Raw genomic sequence first — 15,616 nt, 5'->3', positions numbered from 1 at the left:
GGCGCTCTGGCGGGACTGCATCACGGGCCGTCCAGGCGCGTTGCATTGAGCACGGTGTCCAGCCGCGCAGCGCGCTTCGTCAATCCATCCATCACGGACTGGAAGCGCTCCGGCGAATTCGCCTTGCCGTCCATGGCGGTGGTCAGCATCTGAAAGAGTTCCAGGTCCACGACGGGGCGCAACTGGTAGTTGTAGGAGGCACGGAATCCCGAAAGGCCATTGATGGCTTTCAAGGTGGCTTTCTCCGCGTCGGTGCGTCCATAGGCAGTGAAGAATTTCCGGATGCGCTGCTGCGTAGCGGCGGGAAGGTCTTTGCGGTAGAGGATGGGATCGTTGGGAATCAACGGCGACTCCCAGACCACACGGATGCGCGCCAGCTTGTCTGGAAAATCGGCCTGGTAGCGGGGAAGCTCTTCCGTATTGTTCGTGGCAAGGTCCACCCGTCCGTCGGCAACGGCCAGGAAATTGTCCAGGTGGTTCGCATGCATGATCTGCTTGAAGTGCTTTTGCGGCTCTATCTTGTTCTTGGCGAAAACGTAGTAGTTGGGCACCAGGTAGCCGGAGGTGGACTTCTTGTCACCTGACCCGAAGCTGTAGACGCCAGGGCGGCCAAGCACATCGGCCAGAGACTGGATGGGGCCATCTTTTCGGGCGAAGAGAACCGAGCGATAGCCGCGGGAACCGTCCAGCCGGACCATTTGTGCGAAGACGGTCGCGCGATCGCTTTCCACCAGATCAATCGCCAGCCGGTTGTTGATCCATGCAAGCTGAACGCGTCCCTCCATGAGCGCGCCGGAGATGTCTGCGTAGTTTTTGGAGGCAAGCACCTTGACTGGAATCTGCAGCTCTTTCGCGAGAGCGTCTGTGAAAGGTCTCCAGTCTTCGACGACCTTCTCGACGCTTCCCGCAACAATCAGCCCGACGGTCAGCGTGGGGTCTTTGTCGGCCGCGCTGGCAGCGAGGGTGGTCAGCAAGGCAAGCGACGCCAGAGCCCACCCCAGGCGCTGGCGGGCATGTACTGTGCGGCGAGGTCGTTCATCGGCATTCATGGAAATACATCCTTGGTCTCGAACAAGGCCAACCTGAACTGCTTCAGGGCCCTCTGCAGGGCACCTCGCGGCGCCGTGCGGCCACCCGCAGCGGTGGTGACCGATGGCGCGGGGGCACTACCAGGGCAGTGAATAGGTCTTGGTGTTGGTGAAGCTCTTCATCGCTTCCAGCACACCTTCCTTGTAGCCCAGGCCGGAGTCCTTGATGCCGCCGAAGGGCGTCAACTCCAGCCGGTAGCCCGGCACTTCGCGCACGTTCACGCTGCCCACATTCAACTCGCGGATGAAACGGGTGATGTGGTCCAGCCGGTTGGTGCATACCGATGACGAGAGGCCATAGGCGGTGCCGTTCGAGATGCGGATCGCGTCGTCGATGTCCTTGAAGCGGATCACCGGAGACACGGGCCCAAAGGTCTCCTGCTTGGCGACGGTCATCTCGGGATCCACGCGGTCGAGCACCGTCGGCGCGTAGAGCGCACCCTGGCGCTCGTGGCCGCACAGCAGCTTCGCGCCGGCCGCGATGGCTTCGTTGACCACCGACTCGAAGTGCTTTGCCGCCGCTTCGTCGATCACCGTGCCCATGTCGGTCTTTGGATCCATCGGATCGCCGTACTTCAACGCCTTGGTCTTTGCGACCAGCAATTCAACGAACTGGTCGGCAACGGCCTCATGCACCAGCATGCGCTTGACCGCGGTGCAGCGCTGGCCCGAGTTCTTGTAGGAGCCGCTGGCAGCGAGCGTTGCCGCCTCTTCGATGTCGGCATCGTCCATCACGATGATGGGGTCGTTGCCGCCGAGTTCGAGAATCTGCCGCTTGTAGGCGGCTTTGCCGGCGATGTACTTGCCGATGGCCACGCCGCCGGTGAAGGTCACCAGATCGACATCCGGGCTGGTCAGCATCTCGTCGGCGATCTCGCGCGGGTCGCCGGTGATGACCGACAGCATGGGAGGCGGCAGGCCCGCCTCGTACAGGATGTCGGCCAGGATGAAGGCGGTGAGCGGTGTCTTTTCGCTGGGCTTGAGGACCATGCGGTTGTTGGTGGCGATGGAGGGCGCGACCTTGTGGATGACCTGGTTCAGCGGGTGGTTGAACGGCGTGATGGCCGTGATCGCGCCCAGCAGCGGCTCTTTCAGGGTGTAGACCTTGCGGCTCTTGCCGTGGTGCGTGAGGTCGCAGGAGAACACCTGTCCGTCATCGACCAGCGCCTGGTTGGCTGCGAACAGCAGCACATCGGAGGCGCGGCCCACTTCATACAGCGAGTCCTTGCGGCACAGGCCCGATTCGAGCGTGATGGTGCGGGAGATTTCGTCCAGGCGCGAGGCGATGATCTCGCCCGCCCGCATCAGTATCTTGTAGCGCTCGTAGCGGGTCAGCGTGGGTTTGCAGTCCCGGGCGATGCGGTAGGCCCGCCTCACATCGTCCAGCGTGGCTTTCGGCACGGTGGCAATCACTTCACCGGTGTAGGGGTAGGTGACCTCGATACTGCGGTCGCAGTAGACCCGCTCACCGGCAATGCGCAAGGCCTCGCGGTGGATGGGCGCGGGCTTCAGACTGGCTTGGCTCATGGAGTGCTCCGCAATGCGTTTACTGGGCGTGGTTCAGTGCGATGTCGAGGGCATCGAAGTTGCGCAGCCGGCGGCTGGATGCGATGCCTGTGACGGGGCGGTTGCAGATCAACGGCACGCGCTGCTCGGAGACACCGCCATGGGAGCGCAGCGGGACCTCCAGCGCCGACAGGTCATGGCGGCTGGCCGAGGTGCCGATCACCGTGTCGCGATTGCTGACGACGACGATGTCGCCGATGCGGTCGGGGGGCAGTTCGAAACGCTTGGCCGCCTCGGCCCGCGACAGGACGGATTCCATGCCCGGCACCTGCTTGATGCGCTCGATCCACTGCGCGGCGGTGAACTCGTCGGGCGCATAGACGGTGGCAAAGGAGCCGAGTGCGCCGTGGTGCACCACGTAGGGGTCGGTGATGGGCAGGATCACCCGAGCCTTCTCGGGGCCGTACCATTCGTCGAGCACGTCCTGCAGATAGATGACGTTGGGCGAGCCGTCGGCACCATGCTTGTCGTTCATGCCGTGGTCGGCCGTCAGCACGATGGTGGCGCCGAGCGCGTCAAGCTGTGCCAGGTAGCCATCCATCATGGCGTAGAAGGCGTTCGCTGCGGGGCTGCCGGGAGCCGCCTTGTGCTGGACATAGTCGGTGGTCGAAAGGTACATCAGGTGCGGGCGGCTGGACTCCATCAGCTTGACGCCTGCCGCGAAGACGAACTCCGACAGCTCCGCGCTGTAGACCGACGGAACCGGCATGCCCACCATGTTCACCACGTCGTCGATCCCGTTCTCTTCAATGGTCGCCTCGTCGGACTTCTCGGAGGAGAAGCAGATGCCCTTCATCTTGTGGCCCAGGAGCTTGCGCAGCTTGTCCTTGGCGGTGACCACCGCCACCTTGGCGCCCTCATCGGCAAACGCGGCCAGGATGGTGCCTGCGCGCAGGTACTTGGGGTCGTTCATCATCACTTCCTGGCCGAGTTCGCGGTCGAAGAAGTAGTTGCCACAGATGCCATGGACCGAGGGCGGAGCACCCGTGACGATCGACAGGTTGTTCGGGTTGGTGAACGATGGAACCACGCAGTCGGCCAGCAGGTCTGCACCGGTTTTGCGCATGCGTGCCAGATAGGGCGCCACGCCTGCGGCAATGGCCGCATCCAGATAGGCGGGCTCGCAGCCGTCCACGCAAACGATGACGATCGGGCGCAGCATCCAGCGGTAGCTGCGGGCGTTGACTTGCAGTGTCTCCTGTGTCATTTCAGACTTCCTTTTGATGGGGTTGAGAGGTGAGGGCGGCGGTGGGCGTGTCGGTGCGGCCAAACGCCTTGTGCATGCGGGCGCGGCTGTCGGCAACGTGCTGGCGAAGCGCGAGCCCGGCGGCATCGGGGTTGCCGCTGGCAATGGCTTCGACAATGTGGCTGTGCTCATCTGCGGAGACCCTCAGGCCGCCGCCGCTGTCCAGCGCGCGCATGCGAAAGAGGTGCAGCTCCTTGACCAGGCGCTTGTAGGTTTCCGTGAGCTTGCGGCTGCCCGCTGTGTCGAGCAGGATCTCGTGGAACTGAAGGTTCAGCTGCGCGTACTGCTCCACGTCCTGCGCCAGGGCCGCAGAGCGCATGGCTTCCAGCATGGCGCGAAGGCGTTCGACGGCATCGGGCTGGATGGCAACGGCCACGCGCCGTCCGATGATTTCTTCCAGTGCCTCGCGCAGCTCATAAATTTCGTCCGCCTCCTCGAAGGCGATCTCCCTGACGAACACGCCACGGTTCTTCTCGTTGCGCACCAGCCCTGCCTCTTCCAATGCGCGCAGTGCCTCACGGATCGGGCCGCGGCTGGTGTTGAAGCGCTGGGAGAGCTCGCTCTCATTGATGCGGCTGCCGACGGGCAGCTCCCCGGTCATGATCAAACGCTCTATCTCTTCCTGCATCAGCATGGGCAGCGAGCTGGTCTGAAGAAATGCGAGGGCGGCGGAGTGATTGCTTGATGTCATGGATCGCAATCTTACGCCGATATTGAAAACTGTCAACAATTTACTATTGACAGTCTTCAGTTGGCAATTTACATTTCATTCACCGAGCATGGAGCAGCATGTGCCGGAGCCCGCCACTCACCCGTTCAGGGGATAGCAAGCCTTATCAGGAGAAACAGATGACGATGAAAGCAAGCACGCGCCGTCTCGCAGCCCTATGTCTCGCTGCGATCGGCCTTGTCGCCGGCAGCGCTGCCTGGGCACAGAGGACTCCGCTTCTGGTCTACACCGCGCTGGAGACCGACGCCATGAAGCTCTACAAGGACGCTTTCGAGAAAGCGAATCCAGACATCGAGGTGAAGTGGGTGCGCGATTCCACCGGAATCGTCACTGCCAAGCTGCTCGCCGAAAAGGCCAATCCACAGGCCGACGTCGTGGCGGGCCTGGCGGCCAGCAGCCTCGCGCTACTGCAGCAGGAGGGCATGCTGCTTCCTTATGAGCCCAAGGGGTTCAAGGAGCTCAATCCTGCCTACTCCGATACCGCAAGACCCCCTGCATGGGTCGGGATGGACGTTTGGGCCGCCACGATCTGCTTCAACCGGGTGGAGGCCCAGAAGCTGGGCCTGCCCAAGCCTGAAAGCTGGAAGGATCTGACTAAGCCCATCTACAAGGGCACCATCTCCATGCCCCATCCAGCATCCAGTGGTACGGGCTACCTGGATGTCTCCTCCTGGCTGCAGATGTGGGGCGATGCCGAAGGCTGGAAGTTCATGGACGCCCTGCACCAGAACATCGCGCAGTATGTGCACTCGGGGTCCAAGCCCTGCAAGCAGGCCGGTGCCGGCGAATTTCCGATCGGCATTTCCTTTGAGTTCCGGGCCCACCAGGTCAAGAAATCCGGTGCGCCTGTCGATCTCATCTTCCCCAAGGAAGGCCTTGGCTGGGACATCGAAGCCACCAGCCTGATGAAGACCAGTACCAAGCTGGAGCAGGGCAAGCGGTTCGCCGACTGGATGGCCACCAAGGAGGCCAACCAGATCTCGTCGCGCTGGTGGGCCGTCGTGGCCTATCCGGGCCTGGTATCGAAGCTGGAGGGCATCCCGGACAACTACGAGAAGCTGCTCGCCAAGAACGACATCAACTGGGCCGCGAAGAACCGCGAACGCATATTGGCCGAGTGGAGCAAGCGCTACGAAGGCAAGGCAGAGCCCAAGTAGGAAGCCCGGCGGCGTCCCATCAGAAGAACCCACGGGGGACGCAGTCTGCAGCCCCACAACCACGAGTGCGAAACATGGACATGACCGATACCCGATTCATCGCCAGCCAGATACCGGCCGCGCCCCCTGCTGCGCTCGAGATTGTGGGCGTCCGCAAAGACTTTGAGACCTTCAGCGCGCTGCGCGACGTGCACCTGCGGGTCAACAAGGGCGAAATGCTGTGCTTCCTCGGCCCCTCGGGCTGCGGCAAGACGACGCTGCTGCGCATCATCGCAGGCCTAGAAACACAGACGTCCGGGCAGATCCTGCAAGACGGCAAGGACGTCTCCTGGCTGCCCCCGGATGGGCGGGACTATGGGATCGTCTTCCAGTCCTATGCCCTCTTTCCCAATCTTTCGATTGCCGAGAACGTGGGCTATGGGCTGGTCAACAGCCGCGCCAGGAAGGCGGAAATCAAGGCGCGCGTCGAGGAGTTGCTGAAGCTCGTCGGCCTGCCGACCTCCGGCCACAAGTATCCCAGCCAGCTGTCCGGCGGACAACAGCAGCGCGTGGCGCTGGCCCGGGCCCTGGCCACACGCCCCGGCCTTTTGCTGCTCGATGAGCCGCTGTCCGCACTCGACGCGCTGGAGCGCATCCGGCTGCGCGGAGAGATTCGCCGGCTGCAAAAGCAGGTGGGCATCACCACCATCATGGTCACGCACGACCAGGAAGAAGCACTGTCCATGGCGGACCGCATCGTGGTCATGAACCATGGGGTGATCGAGCAGGTCGGGAACCCCATGGATATCTACGAACGGCCCGCCACGCCGTTCGTGGCGGATTTCGTCGGCAAGGTCAACGTGCTGCGCTCCGTGGCGCTGGGGAATCAGCGTTTTCAGGTGGGGGACATGGAGCTGGAGTGCAGCGCCTGCGATGGGCGGTTCGAGCCCGGCGAAGACGTGAATCTCTATCTGCGACCCGAGGACCGTGCGGTCGAGAACCTGGACCACAGCACCGCCAACCGGCTGCAAGTGCTGGTCACCAAGGTCGAGTTCCTGGGCGGGCTGTGCATTGCCGAGGTGACGGCCGATGCGCTGCATGGGCAAACGCTGGGACTGCACTTTTCCCTCAATCAGCTCCATGACCTCGGCATCCGAGAAGGCAATACCATCGACATTGCCCTGCGGGCCAACCGCATCCGTGCCTTTTCTGCGCGCAGGCCCGGGCCATGACCGCACTGTCCCGCCCCTCCGCTGCCATGACGGCAACCCCACTGCGGCCCATGCTGCGCTGGAGCCGTGACGAGACCATCGCACGGGCCATTCTGCTGGCCGTGATGGCCATGCTGCTGGTCTTTCTGGTGGCACCACTGCTGACCATCCTGGCGCAGGCCGTACAGGACAAGAGCGGCCGTTTCGTCGGCCTCACGCACTTCATCACCTACTTCAAGACCCCCAGCCTTCTGGGCGCGGCGTGGAATTCGATCTGGGTGTCTGCCGCCGTGGTGGCGATCTCCGTGCCTCTGGCCTTCGTGTTCGCCTATGCGCTGACCCGCAGCAGCATACCGATGCCACTCAAGGCGGTCTTTCGGCTGATCGCGCTGATCCCTTTGCTGGCGCCTTCACTGCTGTCCGCCATATCGTTCGTGCAGTGGTTTGGAAACCAGGGCGCACTCAAGTTCCTGCTGGGCGGCATGTCGATCTACGGGGCGCCGGGAATCATCCTCGCCGAGGTGTACAACACCTTCCCGCATGCCCTGATGATTCTGGTCACGGCCCTGTCGCTCGCCGACGGCCGGCTGTACGAGGCGGCCACTGCGCTGCGCACGCGGCCGGTTCGCCAGTTCATGACCATCACGCTGCCATCGTGCAAGTACGGCCTCATCAGCGCGGCCACCGTGGTCTTCACCTATGTGATCAGCGATTTCGGTGCGCCCAAGGTGATCGGGGGCAACTTCAACGTGCTGTCGGTGGACGTTTTCAAGCAGGTCGTGGGGCAGCACAATTTCTCCATCGGCGCCGTTGTCGGCATGCTGCTGCTGATTCCGTCGGTCATTTCCTTCGTGATCGACTACGTGGTGCGGCGCAAGCTGAAGGCACAGCTCACGGCCCGCTCGGTGCCTTACGTCCCCAAGCGGCGCAAGGTCGCCGATGCGCTGCTCACGCTCTTCTGCACGGTGGTCTGTGGCCTGCTTCTGGCCACCATCGGCATGGCTATCTACACCTCGCTGATCTCCCTGTGGCCCTATGACCTTTCGTTCACGCTGAAGCACTACCACTTCGTGCTGATCGAGAGCGACATGGCGGCTGCCTACGGCAACAGCCTGCTCGTCGCCATGGTCACCGCAGTGGCGGGTTCGCTGATCGTGTTCGTGGGGGCCTACCTCATCGAGAAGACGCGCAACCTCGGCCTGATGCGGCCGGCCATGCACCTGATGGCCGTGCTGTCCATGGCGGTGCCGGGCCTGGTGCTCGGGCTGGGTTACGTGATGTTCTTCAACCATCCCGCGAATCCGCTGAACTTTCTGTACCAGACGATGGCGATCCTGATCATCTCGATGGTCATCCATTACTACACCTCCAGCCACCTCACCGCCATCACGGCGCTCAAGCAGCTGGACAACGAGTTCGAGGCCGTATCCGCGTCCCTCAAGGTCCCCTTCTTCAAGACCTTCATGCGGGTCACCGTGCCCGTGTGCCTGCCGGCCATTCTCGATATCGGGCGCTATTTCTTTGTGGTGTCGATGGCCAGCCTGTCGTGCGCGATCTTTCTCTACACGCCCGAGACCATCCTCGCCTCGGTAGCGATCATGCACCTGGACGATGCCGGTGACATCGGGCCCGCGTCTGCACTGGCCAGCCTGATCGTGATCACCTCGACGCTGGTGTGCATTGCCTACTCACTGCTCACGCGTGTGCTGTTGTCACGCACCCAGGCCTGGCGCAACCTGGCCCGCAGCTGACCTTCACCTCCCAACCCGGTTCCCTTCCCCCGCCTGGAGACAAACCATGAGCCAAAACCCCACCCCCATCCTGCTGACCCCCGGCCCTCTCACCACCTCTGACCGCACGCGCCAGGCCATGCTGCGCGACTGGGGGTCATGGGACACGGACTTCAACCAGATCACCGCGCGCATTCGCAAGAACGTGTTGGAGATCGTGCATGGCACAGGCACGCACGAGTGCGTCCCCCTGCAGGGAAGTGGAACTTTTTCAGTGGAGGCCGCCATCGGCACCATCGTTGCGCGCAACGGCCATGTGCTCGTACCGAACAACGGTGCGTATTGCCAGCGCCTGGCCAAAATCTGCAAGGTCATCGGCCGCAAGGTCAGCACCATCGACTACACGGAAGACAGGCGAGTGTCGCCCGCCGATGTGGACCGCGCACTGGCTGCCGACCAGAGCATCACCCACGTGGCGGTGGTGCATTGCGAAACCGGAACCGGCGTTCTCAATCCCCTGCACGAAATCGCTGTGGTGGTCGCCAAGCATGGTCGTGGACTGATCATCGATGCGATGAGCTCCTTTGGTGCATTGGAGATCGATGCCCGCCAGACACCATTCGATGCGGTCATCGCCGCATCCGGGAAATGCCTCGAAGGCGTTCCCGGCATGGGCTTCGTCATCGTCAACCGCGGTGTTCTTGAGGCCTGCGAAGGCAACTGCCACTCTCTGAGCATGGACCTCTACGACCAATGGGTCTACATGGAAAAGACCACGCAATGGCGCTTCACGCCGCCGACGCATGTCGTGGCGGCGCTTGACTCGGCGATCACCCAGTACCTGGAGGAGGGTGGCCTCCCGGCGCGTGGCGGACGCTACGCGCGCAACTGCAAGGCACTGATCGACGGAATGGCGGAATTGGGTTTTCGCCCGTTTCTCGATCCTGCCATCCAGGCACCGATCATCGTCACCTTCCATGCGCCGGCCGACCCGGCTTACGAGTTCAAGGCGTTCTACCAGGAGGTCAAAAAGCGTGGCTACATCCTCTATCCCGGCAAACTCACGCAGCTTGAAACATTCCGCGTAGGCTGCATCGGTCACTTCGGCGATGCGGGGATTCCCGGTGCCGTGGCGGCTGTAGCCGATGCGCTCGAATCAATGGGCGTACGCCAGGTATCCGTCTTGGAGAAAGCCTGAACTCCGGGGGCTGCGCAGCAGAAGGCATCGAAGCGAAACGCTCGAAACCCGAGGCGCGTTGGGTGCTGCGACAAGCCCAGGGCGGGCCCCTGCGCGCAGGAGGCCGTACCTGACGAGACCGGGCGTTGCAGCCGGTGCTCCTTTTGCCGCGCAGGCTCCTGGGCTGATTATTTGGCCCGATGTATTGACAGTGAAGTTCCCACAGGCAGCCCATGTCGCATTTCAAGACGCTCAAGATCCAGATCCTGGCACTGTCCTCGGCCTGCCTGGTCATCGCGCTGTTGGTACTGACCGTGGCGAATGTCCTGATGGCGCGCAGCCAGGCCCGGGGCAGCCTGATTGCGCAGAGCTTGGCCACTGCCAAGAGCCATGTGCAAACCATCGAAGAATGGGGGCAGGCCAAGGCGTTGGTCGTCGGGACCGCAGTGGCCGCCTTCGAAGACCCGGAGCCTGCCAAGACCCTGGCGTTCCTGCGCGATGCTGGAAAGTTCTCCACGGTCTATTTCGGCTTTTCCGACAAGAGGTACGTTTTTTCGGAAACGCGCAACTACCCGGCCAGCTACGATCCCACCGCCCGGCCTTGGTACAGGCATGCAGTCGCGGCCGGTGGCCCGGCAATCACTGCGCCCTACAGGACAACGGATGGAAAGCTGGTCGTCTCGTTTGTCTTGCCAGTACGCGCAGAGGGGACTATCAAAGGGGTCGCTGCAGGGGATGTCTCCATGGAAACCGTGGTGGACACGGTGGCGTCGATCAAGCCCACACCGCAGAGCTTTGGATTCATGGCGTCAGGCGACAGCAAGATCATTGCCCACCCTGATGCAGCGTTGGTCTTGAAGCCGCTGACGGATCTCTCCAATGAGTTGAGTTCGGAACGCTTGTCTGCTGCGGCCAATGCCCATAGCGTGCTGCCGGTGGAGATTGACGGCCGCACCCGGTTGCTCACGGTGGTTCCCATCAGGGGCACGACCTGGATGCTGGTGGTGGCTCTCGACGAGCGCGAGGCGCTGGAGCCCATGCGCGCCATGCTGACGACTTCCGTCCTGTCGAGCATAGTGGTGTTGGCAGTCGCGGTTGCGTTGCTGGCGGCTGTGCTGACGCAGCGGCTGCGCAGGCTCACCCAAGTGCGCGATGCAATGCAGGAGGTGGGCGAAGGCAGCGGGGATCTGTCGCGCCGCATCGATGCGCATGGTGCCGATGAGCTGGCCCAAATCGCATCGAGTTTCAACAACTTCGCTGGCAAGCTCTCGGGAGTGCTGGCCCAGATCCGCGAGACCAGCAGCTCGGTACGCGTGGCGGCACAGGAGATCGCCACCGGCAACCACGACCTGAGCGGACGCACCGAGCTGTCGGCCGCCAGCCTGCAGGAGACATCGGCCTCCATGCAGCAACTCACCGAGACCGTACGCCAGAACGCCGATGCCGCCCGCCAAGCCAACCAGCTCGTGGCCCAGGCCTCCGATGTGGCCCAGCGCGGCGGCACCGTGGTGGGCCGCGTTGTGACCACCATGGAGCAGATCAATGCAGCCTCCAAAAAGATCAACGACATCATCGGGGTGATCGATGGCATCGCATTCCAGACCAACATCCTCGCGCTCAATGCGGCCGTTGAGGCAGCGAGGGCTGGTGAGCAAGGTCGGGGGTTTGCCGTGGTGGCTGGCGAGGTGCGCAGCCTTGCACAGCGCAGCGCAGAGGCGGCGCGCGAGATCAAGGGGCTGATCAATTCTTCTGTGGAGCAGGTCGAGAACGGTTCGCGGCTGGTGCACGATGCAGGTACCACCATGGTCGACATCGTCACCTCGGTCCAGCGCGTAGCGGACATCATGGCCGAGATCACAGCGTCGACCAACGAACAAAGCACCAGCATCGGTGAGGTCGGTCAAGCCGTGGCCCATCTGGACCAGATGACCCAGCAAAATGCCGCCCTGGTGGAGCAAAGCGCCGCCGCAGCGCAAAGCCTCAAGGACCAGTCGGAGCGCCTGTCCGAGGTAGTGGGTACCTTTCGCCTGTCCACGGACACGGCGTATTCAGCGCCGCGCCTGGTTGCGCCGGGGCGCCGCTCTTGACGATGGTCTCGGACGGCAAGTCGAGCAGGGGCAGGTGTTTGTCGTCCACCAGAGCCATCACTGCTGTGAGCCGCAGGTCCCGCAATGCCGACTCAGACTCCAGCAGACCGTTGTGCCGCTTTGCCGACCCCTCGGCGCACCATGATCGTGTACGGCGCTCCCGTCACCGGCTCCAGGTGTGAGGCGATGGCGCTGAACCCTGCGCGGGCATAGAAGCTCTCGTTGCGCGCGGAAAAGGTCTCCAGGTAGCAAGCCACGCCCGCCTGGTCCGCCGCGGCCAACGTGGGCGCCAGCAGCCGGGCACCGAGGCCCTGGCCCTGCGATGCGGGGTCGATGCCCAGGATGGACAGGTACCAGGCACCCCCCAGCCCGACACCGCTGGCGCGCGCTCCCATGAAGGCGATGATCTGGCGGTAGTTGTCCATGCCGCGCGGACCCAGCACGGTCTGCAGGTAGTCCACCTTGGCCTGTGCGTCGGTCGCTTCGGCTTCGGCCGGGCGGGGCAGGGTCCACAGCGCGGCGCCCAGGCGCTCGTCCTGCAGCAGTGTGCACTGGCCGCTGCGCTGTGCCTCGAGCAGCGAATAGTCCAGGTACTGCGACAGCACCGCCCGGCGCCCCTGCGCATCGGGCGCGAAGTCAGCCGTGATGGCCAGGTAAAAGGGGTCGTCGGCCAGCGATGCGGCCAAGGCGGGGACTGAAGGGTGAAGGACAGAGGAAGGCATGGGCGTGGAAGTTAGCAGATTGCCGGTATCAATGCTGCGGCTCCACCTGGGGCAGGAACTCGATGCCCGTCCTCTTCACCAGCTCCTGGTAGCTGATCGGCGGGCCCGCCCTTTCGTCCTCGCGGTTCGCCTGCCAGTGCACCCATGCGCGCTGGGTGCTGGCGTCGTACACCAGCTTGAACAGGTAAGCGGGCACGCGCACCTGGTTGGCCCCGACGGCGGGGCTGCCGGCCGTGAAGACCGGGCCGGTGATGACGTACACATCGCCGCGTGCCCGCAGCACGTAGCGCCGCGTGTCCTGCTCGATGCGGGCCCAGGGGCCCCCATTCTGCTTGGGATCCTGCGGAACCATGTTGGCCAGCGAGAAGCTCTGCGCCATGGCCGTGGGGGTGGACATGTCCGCCGCCGGGGCCATGTGCCCGCGGCTGTAGCCCGAGCGTTTGTAGTCGTCGAGTTCGGCGCGCTCGCCGCGGGGCAGGCGGGCATCGGCAAAGAACTTGTTGGAGCGCTTCTCGTCGGCGCCTTCCAGCACTTGGCGGTTCAGGCGCTGGGCCACGTAGACGGGCGTGCGGGTCTCGCCGCTGTGCAGCACGGCAAAGGCCTCGTAGCACAGTTCGCGCTGCAGGGCGCGGCGCGGCACCGGCGGCGGCTTGCCGCCCACGAAGAACTGCGGGCACTGCACGAAGCCCGTGGGCTGCGTGCTGCGCAGGCCGGCGATGCGGTCAAGAAAAGTGGAGGGAGTGCGGGCGAAGGAGGGAGCGGCGGCGCCGAGGACCAGCGCCAGGGCCGTGGCCCCACGCGCGGCGCGGGGCCAGGAAAAAAGCAGATTCAAAACAGGGTGTGAAAGCAGCGAAAGGGCGCTGATTGGACCACCCCTGTGGGCCTGTTTTGGCCTTACGGGTTGCAGTGCTGCAAGGTTTTTCTGCTGCTTGCAGTGCTTACGTTTGGAGGCTGGAAATCGACCCCGTCACAGCTCTTTCGCGTAGACGATGAACCCATGGTGTTTGGCCACCTTGTCGTACAGCACGCGACCTGCCGCATTGGTCTCCTGCGTCTGCCAGTACACGCGCGACGAGCCGGCCGCACGGGCCTGCTCGTACACGGCTTCGATCAGCATGCGACCGACGCCCCGGCCGCGCACGGCCTCGCGGGTGAACAGGTCGCTGAGGTAGCAGACCGGCTCGATACGGGTCATGCTGCGGTGGAACAGGTAGTGGGTCAGGCCCAGCAGCGCGCCGGTGCCTTCCTCCTGCGCCACCAGGCAGTGCACCGGCTCGGAGGGGTCCAGGAAGCGCTGCCAGGTGCTCTCGGTGATGTGCTCGGGCAGGGCGGTGGCGCCAAAGCGCCCGTAGAAGGCGTTGTAGCCGTCCCAGAGCGGGCGCCAGGCGGCGTAGTCCTCTTTTGCGACAGGGCGGACGGTCACTGAAGCGGCCATGCTGGAACTCCTCTGCGAACGGAAGGTGGCTTATCGGTTGAGCACGCGCCCGGGGTTCATGATGCCCTGCGGGTCCAGCGCCTGCTTGACGGCGCGCATCATCGACAGGGCCACGGGCGATTGGTACTTTTCGAGCTTGTCGGCCTTGAGTTCGCCAATGCCGTGCTCGGCCGAGAAGGAGCCGCTGAACTCGGCCACCGCGTCGTACACCAGCTGGTGCACATGCTCCTCGTGGTCGCGCAGGAAGGCCTTGGGGTCGCCTTCAACAGGCGCCTGCACGTTGTAGTGCAGGTTGCCGTCGCCCAGGTGGCCGAAGTTCACCAGGCGCACGCCGGGGATCTCGCGGCGCAGCACGGCGTCGGTGTGGGCCACGAAGGCGGGGATGCGCGAGATCTGGATGGAGATATCGTGCTTGATATTCAGGCCTTCTTCGGCCTGCGCGAGCGGAATGTTCTCGCGGATGTGCCACAGCTGCTGCGCCTGGGTGAGGTTTTCGGCCACCACGGCGTCGGTCACGCAACTGGCTTCGAAGGCGGTTTCGAGCAGCGCCTCGAAGCGGCCGCGCGCATGCTCTTCGGATTCGCTGTCGGAGTTTTCGAGCAGCACGCACCAGGGAGCGTTCTCGTCGCCGAGGAAGGGCACGCGCAGCTGCGGCATGTGTTTGCCCACCAGGCTCAGCGCGAACTGGCCCATCACTTCAAAGCCCGTGAGGCCAGCGCCCAGCTGCTTGTGCGCCAGGCCCAGCAGGGCCACGGCGTGTTCCATCGACGGCACGGCGGCCCAGGCCGTGAGGCGGGCGGCGGGCTCGGGGTAGAGCTTGAGCGTGGCGGCGGTGATGATGCCCAGCGTGCCTTCGCTGCCGATGAACAGGTCGCGCAGGTCGTAGCCCGTGTTGTCCTTGCGCAGGCCCTTGAGGCCGTCCCACACCTCGCCCTGGGCGGTGACCACCTCGAGGCCCAGGCACAGGTCGCGCGCATTGCCGTAGCGCACCACCTGCGTTCCGCCCGCATTGGTGCCCAGGTTGCCGCCGATGGTGCAGCTGCCCTCGGCCGCCAGCGAGAGGGGGAACAGCACACCCGCATTGCGCGCCACGTCCTGCAGGTTCTGCAGGATGCAGCCGGCCTCCACCGTCATGGTGAGGTTGTCGGTGTCGATGCTGCGCACCGCGTTCATGCGCGTGAGGCTCAGCACGATCTGCGTGCCGGAATCATCGGGTGTCGAGCCCACGGCCAGGCCGGTGTTGCCGCCCTGCGGCACGATGGTGGTTCCCGCCGCCGCGCAGGCCGCGACCACGGTGGCCACCTCCTGCGTGGTGGCGGGGCGCACCACGGCCAGGGCCTTGCCGCGCACGCGGCGGCGCCAGTCCTGTTCCCAGGCGGTGAGGTCGCCCTCGGTGATCACGTGGGCAGGGCCGACGAGGGTGCGCAAGGTGTCGAGCAAGGTGGTCATGGACAAGCGTCTTCTTCAGTTCGAGGGAGGGGGATGGCG

13 protein-coding genes are annotated in these 15,616 nt (G+C 64.1%); 5 read left to right on the top strand and 8 right to left on the bottom strand.

All coding sequences use genetic code 11. The features are described from left to right. Positions 1-20: 20 nt before the first annotated feature. The 4 genes from phnD to ACAM51_RS04335 all read right to left on the bottom strand — a co-directional run bounded on the left by phnD (position 21) and on the right by ACAM51_RS04335 (position 4,591). Complete coding sequence (gene phnD / locus ACAM51_RS04350; protein ID WP_369642819.1) at positions 21-1,049, bottom strand: phosphate/phosphite/phosphonate ABC transporter substrate-binding protein; 1,029 nt, start codon at positions 1,047-1,049, stop codon at positions 21-23. 117 nt (positions 1,050-1,166) lie between these two features. Next, the gene (gene phnY / locus ACAM51_RS04345) at positions 1,167-2,615 is read right to left on the bottom strand and encodes a phosphonoacetaldehyde dehydrogenase (protein WP_369642818.1); all 1,449 of its coding nucleotides are present in this window, start codon (positions 2,613-2,615) and stop codon (positions 1,167-1,169) included. Positions 2,616-2,634: 19 nt separating this feature from the next. After that, positions 2,635-3,861 carry a phosphonoacetate hydrolase gene (phnA, locus tag ACAM51_RS04340; protein ID WP_369642817.1) on the bottom strand — a complete coding sequence of 409 codons (1,227 nt, stop codon included), beginning with the start codon at positions 3,859-3,861 and terminating at the stop codon, positions 2,635-2,637. Between the two features lies 1 nt (position 3,862). Further along, positions 3,863-4,591, bottom strand: coding sequence for a phosphonate utilization associated transcriptional regulator (locus tag ACAM51_RS04335; protein WP_369642816.1), 729 nt, complete (start codon positions 4,589-4,591; stop codon positions 3,863-3,865). A 158-nt stretch (positions 4,592-4,749) separates the two neighbouring features. Here ACAM51_RS04335 and ACAM51_RS04330 point away from each other — a divergent pair, with 158 nt between their 5' ends. From ACAM51_RS04330 to ACAM51_RS04310, 5 genes are all read left to right on the top strand, one after another. Next, positions 4,750-5,787 carry a putative 2-aminoethylphosphonate ABC transporter substrate-binding protein gene (locus tag ACAM51_RS04330; RefSeq protein ID WP_369642815.1) on the top strand — a complete coding sequence of 346 codons (1,038 nt, stop codon included), beginning with the start codon at positions 4,750-4,752 and terminating at the stop codon, positions 5,785-5,787. A gap of 74 nt (positions 5,788-5,861) precedes the next feature. Next, entirely contained in the window at positions 5,862-6,998 is a 1,137-nt protein-coding gene (locus ACAM51_RS04325) for a putative 2-aminoethylphosphonate ABC transporter ATP-binding protein (RefSeq protein ID WP_369642814.1), read from the top strand. Between the two features lie 26 nt (positions 6,999-7,024). Then, positions 7,025-8,728: a putative 2-aminoethylphosphonate ABC transporter permease subunit gene (locus tag ACAM51_RS04320; RefSeq protein ID WP_369642813.1), complete on the top strand. Its 1,704-nt coding sequence runs from the start codon at positions 7,025-7,027 to the stop codon at positions 8,726-8,728. A 46-nt stretch (positions 8,729-8,774) separates the two neighbouring features. Then, the gene (locus ACAM51_RS04315; protein WP_369642812.1) at positions 8,775-9,905 is read left to right on the top strand and encodes a 2-aminoethylphosphonate--pyruvate transaminase; all 1,131 of its coding nucleotides are present in this window, start codon (positions 8,775-8,777) and stop codon (positions 9,903-9,905) included. A gap of 212 nt (positions 9,906-10,117) precedes the next feature. Next, the gene (locus tag ACAM51_RS04310) at positions 10,118-11,971 is read left to right on the top strand and encodes a methyl-accepting chemotaxis protein (protein WP_369642811.1); all 1,854 of its coding nucleotides are present in this window, start codon (positions 10,118-10,120) and stop codon (positions 11,969-11,971) included. A gap of 92 nt (positions 11,972-12,063) precedes the next feature. Here the strand turns inward: ACAM51_RS04310 and ACAM51_RS04305 are convergent, their stop codons facing one another. From ACAM51_RS04305 to ACAM51_RS04290, 4 genes are all read right to left on the bottom strand, one after another. Continuing rightward, positions 12,064-12,693, bottom strand: a complete 630-nt coding sequence (locus tag ACAM51_RS04305) for a GNAT family N-acetyltransferase (RefSeq protein ID WP_369642810.1) — start codon at positions 12,691-12,693, stop codon at positions 12,064-12,066. A 28-nt stretch (positions 12,694-12,721) separates the two neighbouring features. Then, a complete protein-coding gene (locus tag ACAM51_RS04300; protein WP_369643764.1) occupies positions 12,722-13,411 on the bottom strand; it encodes a DNA/RNA non-specific endonuclease in 690 nt (229 codons plus the stop codon). A 249-nt stretch (positions 13,412-13,660) separates the two neighbouring features. Then, on the bottom strand, positions 13,661-14,128 hold the full coding sequence (locus ACAM51_RS04295) for an N-acetyltransferase family protein (RefSeq protein WP_369642809.1): 468 nt from the start codon (positions 14,126-14,128) through the stop codon (positions 13,661-13,663). Between the two features lie 30 nt (positions 14,129-14,158). Further along, the gene (locus tag ACAM51_RS04290) at positions 14,159-15,577 is read right to left on the bottom strand and encodes an FAD-binding oxidoreductase (RefSeq protein ID WP_369642808.1); all 1,419 of its coding nucleotides are present in this window, start codon (positions 15,575-15,577) and stop codon (positions 14,159-14,161) included. Between the last annotated feature and the right edge of the window lie 39 nt (positions 15,578-15,616).

It is taken from the genome of Acidovorax sp. A79 (assembly GCF_041154505.1).
Taxonomy (GTDB): Bacteria; Pseudomonadota; Gammaproteobacteria; order Burkholderiales; family Burkholderiaceae_C; genus Acidovorax.
The sequence above is the reverse complement of the archived record's forward strand: the minus strand, read 5'-3'. Positions and strand labels throughout refer to the sequence as shown.